An 11,054-nucleotide genomic window follows, 5' to 3' on the forward strand; every position below is an offset into this window, starting at 1 on the left:
ATTGCAATGCAACTAATTGCGGAAATTAGTTTATAGTGATGCAAATAATTATCACCCACATCTGAGCACTTCGATTTCATGAGCAGTTCTGAAGCAGCCGCGGCCAAGCCTGCAAAGCCCGGCCCGCTAGGCCTGGTGCTGGCCCCCATACGCGGGCAATTGATGGCCGCCGCAGCGCTGGCCGCAGTGGGCACCATGCTTACGTTGGTGCCGCTGGCAGGGATTGCGCACATCGCCAGAATCGTCTTCGCCGGCCTCGGCGCCGGGGACTCCGCATCTGCGCCAGCCTGGACCGATATCGGATGGACGGTCATCGCCAGCGTCGCGTGCATGTTCGCGGGCATGGGGCTGATCTCGGCAGGCGAGCTGACCGCCCATCTGGCCGACAACCGCCTTACGCATCGCCTGCGTCTGGCCGCGGCGCAGCGGCTGTCCCAGGTGCCGTTGGGCTGGTTCACCAGCAAGGCGTCGGGCGAGGTCAAGCAGGCGATGCAGGACGACATTGGCACGCTGCACAGCCTGACCGCCCATTTTTATACGGCAGTGGGACGCGCCGCGGGCGGCATCGTCATTTCGGTTGCTTACCTGTTCGCGCAGGACTGGCGCATGGCGCTTGCGGCGCTGTTGCCATTTCCCGGTTTCTTCCTGTTCCTGCGCCGGGCGATGAAGGCCGGAGGGGCGAACATGCAGGAGTTCGTCGAGCGGCTTGGGCGCCTGAACGGGGCAACGGTGGAGTTCGTGGGCGGCATTCCCGTGGTCAAGGCGTTCGGCGACGCGGGCAAGGCGCATCGCGGCTATCGCGAGGCCGTCGATGCTTTTGCCGAAGCCTTCGCCAGCTTTACCCGTCCGCTAGTGGCGGCGATGGGCCATGCCCACGCCATGATCGCGCCGGTCACGGTACTGGGCGTGGTATTGGGCTTTGGCACTTTGTTCGTCGGCTTGGGCTGGATGGCGCCCGTGGACCTGCTGCCATTCGCGCTGGTGGCGCCGGGAATATGCGCGCCGCTGTTGTTGCTGCACACGCTGCTGCACGACCTGGGTAGCGCCGCGGGCGCGGCGCAGCGCGTGCAGGCCCTGCTGGAGACTCCCGTGCTGGAACCGCTGACGTCCGGACAGGCGCAAATCCCCGAGGGCCATCAAGTCCGGTTCGAGAACGTGGGCTACTCCTATGGCGGAGAACGCCGGACACTGTCCAACATCAATTTCACGCTGGAGCCCGGCACGGTCACGGCCATCGTCGGTCCGTCAGGCGCGGGCAAATCCACCCTGGCGCGGCTGCTGCTGAGATTCTTCGACCCCGATGAAGGGCGCATCACGCTGGGTGGCGCCGACCTGCGGCGGATCGAGAGCGCGCAGCTCTACCGGCGCATCGGCTTCGTGCTGCAAGAGGTGCGCCTGATCCATGCCAGCGTGCGCGACAACATCGCGCTGGGCCGGCCGTCCGCCACCCAGCAAGAGATCGAGGACGCCGCGCGCACCGCCAATATCCATGAACGCATCCTGGCGTTGCCGCGTGGCTACGATTCGGTGATCGGGGAGGACGCGCAGCTCTCCGGCGGCGAACTCCAGCGCGCCAGCATCGCGCGCGCGGTGCTGCTGGATCCTCCCGTGCTGGTGCTGGACGAGGCCACGGCGGCGGCCGACGCCGGCAACGAGATGGCAGTCCAGGGCGCGCTGTCGCGCTTCGCCCGGGGGCGCACGGTGATGGTGATTGCGCACCGGCTGGACACGGTGATGCACGCCGACCGGATCGTCGTGATCGAAGACGGCGCCATCGTCGAACAAGGCAGGCATGAACAATTGCTGGCGCAAGGCGGCTGCTATGCCCGGCTGTGGACGCAGGGCGGCTATGCATCCTTCGAAGCGACCGAGGAGGCGTCATGCTGAAGACCTTCATGCTGCTGCTCGGCAAGGATGCGTCCGTCCTGCGCCGCTACGTCTGGATGGCCATCGCCTACGGCGTGTTGTGCGGACTGACGATTACCGCGCTGGTGCCGCTACTCACGCATCTGCTTGAAGGAAACGTGAGGGCGGCCGCGCCGTGGCTGGCCGCGCTGTTGGCCGGAGTGGCGCTGTGCTGGGGCTTGCGCCGCCATGTGGAGCGGGCCGGCGTGCGGGTCGGCGTTGCCATCCTGCGGGACGCGCGCCATCGTCTCGGCGACCATGTCGCGAGCCTGCCGGTGGGCTGGTTCACGGCGGCGAACACGGCGCGCCTCGGGCATCTCGTGACGCAGGGCATGATGTCCCTGGCCCAGCTTCCCGCGCACGTCTTCACTCCCGTCATCGCCGGCGTGGTGACGCCCGCGGTGCTGGTCGCGGCACTGTTTGCGCAGCACTGGCTGCTGGGACTGATCGCCCTGGCGGCGCTGCCGCTACTGGCTGGCGTCCTGCAGTTCACGGCTAGGTTGGCGCGGCGCGCCGATCACGCCTTTCAGCGGCGCTTCGCCGACGCCAGCCAACGCATGGTCGAGTTTGCCCAGGCCCAGTCGGTGCTGCGCGCCTTCAATGGCGAGGGCGGCGGCACGCGCCTGCTCGAACAGGCCGTCGAGCAGCAGCGCCAGTCGGGTGCGCGCCTGATCTGGTTGTCGGCCGGGGCGGCCGTGCTCAACGTCTGGGCCGTGCAGGCCGTCTTCGCTGTTCTGCTGATCGCCGCCGCCTGGTGGATCGACGGCATCCTGGGCAGTCCCTTGGCGGCGGGACAGATCGTGGCCGCGATCGTGTCGCTGTTGCTGGCGGTCCGCTACATCGATGCGCTGCTGGAGGTGGCCGGCTATGGCGAGGTGCTGCGCGGCGCGCGCGGACAACTCGACGCCGTGGACGCGCTGTACGCCGTCCAGCCGTTGCCGGAGCCCGCAGCGCCGCAGGAGCCGCGCGATGCGTCGATCGAGCTGCGGGATGTGCATTTCCGCTATGCCGAGGATCAGCCCGAGGTGCTGCGCGGGGTCGATCTGCGCGTCGAACCGGGCAGCATGACCGCCCTGGTCGGCGCATCCGGCTCCGGCAAGACCACGTTGGCGCGGCTGATCGCGCGCTTCTTCGACGCGAGCCAGGGCAGCGTGCTGGTCGGCGGCGTGGATGTGCGGCAGATTTCCAGTGCGCGGCTGGCAGGCCAGATCAGCCAGGTCTTCCAGGACAACTACCTGTTCACGGGCTCCATTGCCGACAACATCCGCGCCGGCAAGCCTGGCTGCAGCGATGCCGAACTGATGCAGGCCGCCAACCAGGCGGGCTTGGCGGGCATCGCCGAGCGCCTGCCGCAAGGGCTGGACACGCCGGTGGGCGAGGGCGGTGCGCGCCTGTCCGGCGGCGAGCGCCAGCGCATCGCCGTCGCCCGCGCGCTGCTGAACCAGGCGCCGATCCTGCTTCTCGACGAGGCCACAGCGGCGCTGGACGCTGAGAATCAGGCCATCATCACTGAGACGCTGGCGCGGCTGCGCGGCCAGTGCACGCTGGTGGTGATCGCGCATCAGCTCTCCACGGTGGCGATGGCCGACCAGATCGTGGTGCTGGAGGACGGGCGGGTCGTCGAGCAGGGCACGCCCATGGCATTACGCGCGCGCCAGGGGCGATACGCGCAATTCCTGGCGCAGCGGCAAGCCGCCAAGGGCTGGCGTATCGCCGGGGCGCGGTCCTGATGCGCGCAAGCTTGTTCGGCCTGTTCATCGTGCTCTGCGGCGCGTCGCTGCTGGTGGGCGCGCGCCAGATCGCATGGCCGCAGCTGTTCTCGCTGTCGGGCGACGCCTGGCTGACACTGACGGCGAGCCGGCTGCCGCGTCTGGCGGCGGTGGTGCTGACGGGCATCGGCCTGGCCGTCTGCGGCGTGATCCTCCAGCACATCGTGCGCAACAAGTTCGTTGAACCCGCAACCTCGGGCGGACTGGACGCGGCCAAGCTCGGCATACTGGCATCGATGCTGCTCATGCCCGCCGCCGGGACGGCGGGCCGCATGCTGTTCGCATTGGGCTTCTGCTTAGCGGCCAGCCTGTTGTTCGTCGCCATCGTCCGCCGCGTCAAATTCAAGAACACGGTGCTGGTGCCGGTGATCGGCCTGATGTACGGCGGCGTGTTGAGCGCCATGGCGGAGTTCTACGCCTATCGCAACAACATCATGCAGAGCATGCAGGGCTGGCTGCTGGGCGATTTTTCCAAGATCGTGCAGGGCAACTACGAAATCATCTACCTGATCCTGCCCATCGTCGCGCTGACCTATCTGTACGCGCACCGCTTCACCGTGCTTGGCATGGGCGAAGGCATGGCCGCAAGCCTGGGCCTGAACTATCCGGCCACCGTGGCGCTGGGGCTGCTGCTGGTGGCCGTCACCGTGTCCGCCACGGTGATCACGGTCGGAGCCATTCCTTTCGTGGGGCTGGTCATTCCGAATCTGGTCGCGCTGCGCTACGGCGACAACCTGGGCCGCACCTTGCCCATCGTGGCGTTGGGCGGCGCCTCGCTGCTGCTGGCCTGCGACATCCTTGGCCGCCTGCTGATCTACCCGTTCGAAGTGCCTATCGGCCTGACCGCGGGCGGGGTGGGAGGCGTGCTGTTCCTCCTGCTGATCTTCTGGAGGCACAGGTGATGCTTGCAGCCTCCCGGCGAGCGGTGTGGATGGCGGTCATTGCATTGGCCCTGGCTTTCCTGTTCTTCCGCTCCAACTTCGACTTCGGCTACATCATCCCCAAGCGGCTCGCGCGCTTGGCGGCCATGCTCATCGGCGGCGTCTGCATTGCCTGGTCGTCCATCGTGTTCCAGACCCTTGCCGGCAACCGGATCCTGACGCCGGCCATCATGGGATACGAGGCTGTCTACCTGCTGTTCCAGTCCCTCATGATCCTGGCCATGGGAGCGCAGAGCCTGGCCCTGCTCGGCGCGAACGGCAACTTCTTCCTGTCGGTGCTGCTGATGCTGGCCTACTCATGGATCATCCATCGCTGGCTGTTCCGCGACGGCAGGCAGAACGTGTACTTCCTGCTGCTGGTGGGGTTGGTGCTGACGATGGTGATCGGCACCTTCACGCAGTTCGTGCAGCTGAAGACCAGTCCAGGCGAGTTCTCCATGCTGCTGGGCTTTACCCAGGCCTCTTTCAACAAGGCAGAGCCCGGGCAACTGCTCGTGTCCGCCCTCATCGTCGCGGGCGTGTGCCTGGCGGGCGTCAAGAGCTTGCCGACGCTGGACGTGATCTCCCTGGGGCGCGACCAGGCCGTTTCCCTGGGTGTGGACTATCAGCGCGTTTTGCGACGGCATCTGGCGCTGATCGCGGTGCTGGTCGCGGTGTCGACCAGCCTGCTCGGACCCACGGCGTTCATGGGCATCTTCGTCGCCAACATGGCCTATGCCTTGACGCGTACGCGCCGGCACCGGGCCACGTTGTCCACCGGCTGCGCCATCGCCATCGCCATCTTCATCCTGGCCCAGCTTGCGGTCGAACATCTCTTCAACTACCGGACCAGCGTAGGCATCCTGGTCAACCTGGTGTGCGGCGCGTGGTTCCTGGCGCTGATGGCGCGCTCGCGGGGAACGGCATGATCACGATCCGGAATCTCTCGAAAAACTATGGTCCGAAGACCGTGCTGCGCGATGTGAGCCTGCAGTTTCCCGCAGGACGGCTGACCTCGCTAATCGGTCCCAACGGCGCGGGCAAGACGACCTTGCTGATGATGGCTGCCCGCCTGCTGGAACCCAGCCAGGGCGAGGTTCTGATCGAGGGCGCAAGGGTGTCGGATATCCGCATCGGCGATTACGCCAAGCGTGTCGCCACCCTGCGCCAATCGCCGGACTTCAATCTGCGCCTGACGGTGGAAGAGCTCGTTGCCTTCGGACGGTTTCCCTACAGCCGCGGCGCGTTGACGCAGGAGGACCGCCGCCTGATCGACGAGGCCATCGCGTTCCTCTCGCTGGAGCCGCTGCGCGCGGCCTATCTCGACGAACTCAGCGGCGGGCAGCGGCAGATGGCGTTCCTGGCCATGACGATCGCCCAGCAGACGGATTGCCTGCTGCTGGACGAACCGCTCAACAACCTCGACATCAAGCATGCGGTCCAGATCATGCGCGCCTTGCGCCGCCTGTGCGACGAGCACGGCCGCACCGTGATCCTGGTGGTGCACGACATCAATTTCGCGGCCAGCTATTCCGACCACATCGTCGCGATGAAGGGCGGATCGGTGCATAGCGCCGGCAGCGTGGCGCAGGTCGTGACCGAGGAGCGGCTGCGCGAGCTCTACGGGCTGGAATTCGAGATCACGCAAGGCGCGCGCGGACGTCTGTGCAACTACTTCAATCCATCAGGAGAACTGACATGATCCTCAAGCACGGACGCCGGGCATGGGCGCTTGCCCTGCTGGCCGCCGCGGCGGCCGCGATGCAGGGCTGCGGCCAGGAAGCGGCCGAATCGTCGAAGGCGGCGGCACAGCCGGCCGCCGCCAGCCCATCGGCGCAGCGCGCCTACGAAACTGTCACGGTGCAGCACAAGCTGGGGACCACCGTGATCAGCAAGCTGCCACAGCGCGTGGTGGCCCTGGATATGAACGAGGTGGACTTCCTCGACCAGTTGGGCGTACCGGTCGCCGGCATGCCGAAGGACTTCGTGCCGAATTTTCTTGCCAAGTACAAGGATGCGCCGGACGTGCTGGACGTGGGCGCTATCGTCCAGCCCAATCTGGAACGGGTGCACGCAGCCAAGCCAGACCTGATCCTGATCACCTCGCTGCAGGCCAACCACTACAAGGAATTGAGCGAGATCGCTCCGACCATCCACTTCGACGTGGACTACCGGGACAGCGAGGCCAATCACATCGAGATCATCAAGGACCACCTCATGACGCTGGGGCGGATCTTTGAAAAGGAAAGCCTGGCCCGCGACAAGTCCGCCGAACTCGACGCCAAGGTCCAGGAGGCGAAGCGCCTCATCCAGGACCGTCCCGAAAGAGCGCTCATCGTGCTGCACAACAATGGCGCCTTCAGTTCATTCGGCATGCAGTCGCGCTACGGCTTCATTTTCAAGGCCCTGGGCGTGAAGCCCGCCAGCCCCACCGCCGAGGCCGGCCTGCACGGCCAGCCCATCTCCAGCGAGTTCATCCAGCAGGCCAATCCCGACATCCTCTACGTGGTGGATCGCACTGCGGTGATGGAGCGCGGACCCACCTTGAACGCCGAGACCTTGACCAATCCGCTCTTGCGCCAGACCGCCGCCTTCCAGCACGGCCGCGTGGTCTTCGCCGATGCGCAAGCCTGGTACGTCATGGCCGCCAGCGTGAACTCGCTGAAGCTCATGATCGACGACGTCATCAAGGCCTACCAGAACTGAGGTCGTCCACGGATCGGGGCAAGTTGCCGGTTCATATGTAAATGATTCCCAGTCGCCTGATGTCGAAGGCGACCCAAAGCTCAACTGAACGGAGCATTCCATGAGCAAACGTCGCCATAGCGGCCGCGTCGCACGTCCTTCCTTGCACGCCAGGCACGCAATCCCCGTCTTTTCCCTCAACCATCTGACCGCGGCATTGTTCGGACTGACCCTGGGCGCTGCTCCGGCAGCATGGGCCCAACAGGCTGTCGAGGCCGGGGTGAAAACGCTGCCGGCCGTGACGGTGACGGGCCAGGCCGATGCGCCGGCCACGCCCTACGCCGGCGGGCAGGTGACCTATGGCGGCCGCGCGGGCTTTCTGGGCGACCGCGATTTCATGGATACGCCGTTCTCCGTCATCAGCTACACGGAGAAGTACATCGAGGACCTGCAAGCCCAGGACATCACCGATGTGATCGCCAGGACCGATCCTTCGGTGTTCAGCAACGGCGTGACCGGCGCCTGGAGCGAGAACTACTCGATCCGCGGCTTCAGCTCCAGCACCACTGATATTTCGTTTGGCGGGCTGTTCGGCATGGCGCCGTACTACCGGACCTCGCCGGAAATGTTCGAGCGCATCGAAGTCCTGAAAGGGCCGTCCGCCTTGCTGAACGGCATGCCGCCCGGAGGTTCCGTAGGCGGCACGGTCAACCTGGTACCCAAGCGCGCGGGCGCGGAGCCTCTGACGCGCCTGACCGCGACCTACATGTCGGATTCGCAGTTCGGCGGGCACATAGACCTGGGACGGCGCTTTGGCGAGAACCAGCAGTTTGGCTTGCGCTTCAACGGCATGTACAGGGACGGCGACGGTCCGGTCGACAACCAGAAGAAAAAGGCGCAACTGGCCGCGTTGGGCCTGGACTGGCGCGGCGAACGCGCGCGCGTTTCCATCGATATGTATGACAGCGATGAGCGTGTGGACGGCGTGACGCGAGGCATCAACCTGGCGCCGGGCATAGGCGTGCCCAAGCCGCCCAAGCCCGAAACCCTGCTGAATCCGGACTGGGCCTACGTGAAGAACCAGGACAAGGCGGCCATGATCCGTGGCGAATTCGACGTGAGCGACAAGCTGATGGCCTACGCAGCGGTGGGCACGAGCCGGTCCGAGTACACCTACAACGGCGCCATGGTGGCGCAGGTGTTCAACGAGGCGGGCGACTATCGCACCTCGATGGGCCAGCTGAACATGAACGTGAAGAAAACGTCGGGAGAGGCCGGCTTGCGGGGCAAGCTGCAGACTGGCGGCGTCAAGCACCAGTGGGTGCTGAATGCCACGTACTACTCGGACAACCAGCGCGACTACGGCCGCCGGACGGTGCCTGGGGCGGACTGGGTCACCAACATCTACAACCCGGTCTGGGGGCCGGCGCCGGCCACCAGTTGGCCGCCGATCCTGCATAGCAAGACCCGCCTGGTCAGCTACGGCCTGGCGGATACCTTGTCCTTCGCGGAGGACCGGGTGCAGCTGACGCTGGGCGCGCGGCGGCAGGAAGTCCGCACCGACAACTACAGCGTCGCGACCGGGGCGCGGACCAGCCGCTACGATGCGAGCGCGACCACGCCCGCCGCCGCGCTGCTGATCAAGGCAACCGACAACATCTCCGTGTACGCCAACTACATCGAAGGCTTGAGCAAGGGCCAGACCGCACCAGTCACCGCCGCCAACGCCGGGGAGCTGTTCCCGCCCTACAAGACCAAGCAGACGGAGCTCGGCATCAAGGTCGATCTGGGGGATTTCACCCATACCGTCAGCCTGTTCGAGATAAAGCGGCCCAGCAGCTATACGGACCCCGTCACCAACGTGTTCTCGTTTGGCGGCGAGCAGCGCAACCAGGGCGTGGAATGGGGCTTCTTCGGCGAGCCGATGCGTGGCCTGCGGCTGATGGGCGGGGTCGCGTACATCAATCCCAAGGTGACCAAAACCGCTGTCGCCGCCAACGAAGGCAAGCAGGCCACCGGCGTTCCCAAGCTCCAGGGCAAGCTGGGCGTGGAATGGGATGTGCCGGCGCTGCAAGGCCTGACGCTGACGGCCAATGCGACCTCCGTTTCCAAGCAGTACATCAGCGCCGACAACTCGCTGTCGGTGGCGGGACGGACGACCTACGACGTGGGCGCGCGCTACGCCACCAGAGTGGCCGACCGCCCGATCGTGCTGCGAGCCGCCGTCAACAATCTGACGAACAAGGCCTATTGGGGCATGCCGCAATTGTCGAGCCTGGCCCTGGGCGCGCCGCGCACCTTCATGCTTTCCGCCTCGATGGAGTTTTGACGGGGCGGGCTTTAGGCGGCGTTCGTGGCGATATCCCCGGCCTGGCGCGCAGTTTCAGCCGGGGACGCTGCTCACAGTTCATATCTGTGGTCCTGCAGCGGCACGGTGGCGTGCCAGCTGAGTTCGCGCTCGATGCGTTCGCGCAGGGCCTCGGAGGCCTCGGGTTCGCCATGGACGATGAAGACGCGCCGCGGCGCTTCTTGAAAGCCGGACAGCCAGCGCATCAGTTCATCGCTGTCGGCGTGGGCCGACAGCATGGGCAGTTCGGCGACTTCGGCGTTGATGGGCGTCCACTGGCCGTAGATCTTGGTTTCGGTGGCGCCGTCGAGCAGCTTGCGGCCGCGCGTGCCGGCTGCCTGGAAGCCGGAAAAGAGCAGGGTGTTGCGGTGGTCGGTGCCAAAGGCGGCGATATGGTGCAGCACCCGCCCGCCCGTGGCCATGCCGCTGGCCGAGATGATGACCTTGGGGTAACGGTTGGCCGACAGCGCCTTGGATTCCTCGACATCGCGCACATAGGTCACGGCGGCGCAGGCGGCTTCGTACTCGCGCGGGGACAGCTTGTGTTCCCCTGCATGGCGGTCCAGCAGTTCGGTGGCGCTGGTCGCCATGGGGCTGTCCAGATAGACCGGGACGTTCCGCAGCCGGCCGGCCTGGCGCAGCGTCCACAGTGCGTGGATCAGGGTCTGCGCCCGCCCCACGGCGAAGGCGGGGATGACCACTGTGCCGCCGCGCTGCACGGTGCGTTCGATGACGGCGCTCAGGGCTTCGACCGGATCGGCGGGATCATGGCGCCGGTTGCCGTAGGTGGACTCGATGACGATGTAGTCGGCGCGCGGCACGGGTTCGGGATCGTGCATCACCGGATCGTCGTAGCGGCCCAGATCGCCGGAGAACACCACGCGCATGCCGCCGATGTCGATCTGTGCGGTGGCCGCGCCCAGGATGTGGCCGGCGCGGCGCAAGGTCAGCGTCGCGCCGCCGGGCAGGGCGGTCTCCTGGTGCAGCGCCACGTCGGCAAAGCGCGTCAGCGCGCGCTGGGCGTCGATCACGCGGTAGAGCGGCAACGCGGGTTTGTGCTTGGAAAAGCCCTTGCGGTTGGCGAAGTCCGCATCCTTTTCCTGCAGGTTGGCGCTGTCCAGCAGGATCAGCTCCGCGACATCGCGGGTCGCGGGCGTGGCGTGGATCTTGCCCTTGAAGCCCTCGGCCACCAGCCGCGGCAGGTAGCCGCAATGATCGAGGTGGGCATGCGTCAGCACCACCGCGTCGATGTCGGCCGGCGACAGGGGCAAGCTCTGCCAGTTGAGTTCCCGCAGGTTCTTCAGGCCCTGGAACAGGCCGCAATCGATCAGCAGGCGGGTGTCGGCGTGGTTTAGCAGGTGCTTGGAGCCGGTGACGGTACCGGCGCCGCCCAGGCAGGTCAGTGTGAGCATAATGTCCTTGTGCCGC

Annotated in this window: 8 protein-coding genes; 7 read left to right on the plus strand and 1 reads right to left on the minus strand. The window is 66.2% G+C overall.

The genetic code is table 11. The features are described from left to right. Positions 1-78 precede the first annotated feature (78 nt). From AC3WOB_RS04960 to AC3WOB_RS04990, 7 genes are all read left to right on the plus strand, one after another. On the plus strand, positions 79-1,887 hold the full coding sequence (locus tag AC3WOB_RS04960) for an ABC transporter ATP-binding protein (RefSeq protein WP_492274370.1): 1,809 nt from the start codon (positions 79-81) through the stop codon (positions 1,885-1,887). Then, positions 1,881-3,635 (plus strand): ABC transporter ATP-binding protein, encoded by a 1,755-nt coding sequence (locus tag AC3WOB_RS04965; RefSeq protein ID WP_492274371.1) that lies wholly within the window; start codon positions 1,881-1,883, stop codon positions 3,633-3,635. Before AC3WOB_RS04960 ends, AC3WOB_RS04965 begins: the two co-directional genes overlap by 7 nt. Then, positions 3,635-4,576, plus strand: coding sequence for an ABC transporter permease (locus AC3WOB_RS04970; RefSeq protein WP_013396062.1), 942 nt, complete (start codon positions 3,635-3,637; stop codon positions 4,574-4,576). Before AC3WOB_RS04965 ends, AC3WOB_RS04970 begins: the two co-directional genes overlap by 1 nt. Next, positions 4,576-5,523, plus strand: a complete 948-nt coding sequence (locus AC3WOB_RS04975; RefSeq protein ID WP_013396061.1) for an iron chelate uptake ABC transporter family permease subunit — start codon at positions 4,576-4,578, stop codon at positions 5,521-5,523. The genes AC3WOB_RS04970 and AC3WOB_RS04975 overlap by 1 nt, the downstream gene beginning before the upstream one ends. Beyond that, positions 5,520-6,296 (plus strand): iron ABC transporter ATP-binding protein, encoded by a 777-nt coding sequence (locus AC3WOB_RS04980; protein ID WP_492274372.1) that lies wholly within the window; start codon positions 5,520-5,522, stop codon positions 6,294-6,296. The genes AC3WOB_RS04975 and AC3WOB_RS04980 overlap by 4 nt, the downstream gene beginning before the upstream one ends. Further along, the gene (locus tag AC3WOB_RS04985; protein WP_492274373.1) at positions 6,293-7,300 is read left to right on the plus strand and encodes a siderophore ABC transporter substrate-binding protein; all 1,008 of its coding nucleotides are present in this window, start codon (positions 6,293-6,295) and stop codon (positions 7,298-7,300) included. The genes AC3WOB_RS04980 and AC3WOB_RS04985 overlap by 4 nt, the downstream gene beginning before the upstream one ends. Before the next feature lie 100 nt (positions 7,301-7,400). Then, positions 7,401-9,608, plus strand: coding sequence for a TonB-dependent receptor (locus tag AC3WOB_RS04990; protein ID WP_492274374.1), 2,208 nt, complete (start codon positions 7,401-7,403; stop codon positions 9,606-9,608). Between the two features lie 71 nt (positions 9,609-9,679). On the opposite strand, the gene AC3WOB_RS04995 is transcribed toward AC3WOB_RS04990, so the two are convergent. After that, a complete protein-coding gene (locus tag AC3WOB_RS04995) occupies positions 9,680-11,038 on the minus strand; it encodes an MBL fold metallo-hydrolase RNA specificity domain-containing protein (RefSeq protein ID WP_492274375.1) in 1,359 nt (452 codons plus the stop codon). Between the last annotated feature and the right edge of the window lie 16 nt (positions 11,039-11,054).

This window comes from Achromobacter sp. FW305-C-30-7, from assembly GCF_058783105.1.

What these genes read in the sequence shown, in the direction of transcription:
- AC3WOB_RS04960 (WP_492274370.1), top strand. Translation starts at nt 79, where the DNA reads ATGAGCAGTTCTGAAGCAGCCGCGGCCAAGCCTGCAAAGCCCGGCCCG.
- AC3WOB_RS04965 (WP_492274371.1), top strand. Translation starts at nt 1,881, where the DNA reads ATGCTGAAGACCTTCATGCTGCTGCTCGGCAAGGATGCGTCCGTCCTG.
- AC3WOB_RS04970 (WP_013396062.1), top strand. Translation starts at nt 3,635, where the DNA reads ATGCGCGCAAGCTTGTTCGGCCTGTTCATCGTGCTCTGCGGCGCGTCG.
- AC3WOB_RS04975 (WP_013396061.1), top strand. Translation starts at nt 4,576, where the DNA reads ATGCTTGCAGCCTCCCGGCGAGCGGTGTGGATGGCGGTCATTGCATTG.
- AC3WOB_RS04980 (WP_492274372.1), top strand. Translation starts at nt 5,520, where the DNA reads ATGATCACGATCCGGAATCTCTCGAAAAACTATGGTCCGAAGACCGTG.
- AC3WOB_RS04985 (WP_492274373.1), top strand. Translation starts at nt 6,293, where the DNA reads ATGATCCTCAAGCACGGACGCCGGGCATGGGCGCTTGCCCTGCTGGCC.
- AC3WOB_RS04990 (WP_492274374.1), top strand. Translation starts at nt 7,401, where the DNA reads ATGAGCAAACGTCGCCATAGCGGCCGCGTCGCACGTCCTTCCTTGCAC.
- AC3WOB_RS04995 (WP_492274375.1), bottom strand. Translation starts at nt 11,038, where the DNA reads ATGCTCACACTGACCTGCCTGGGCGGCGCCGGTACCGTCACCGGCTCC.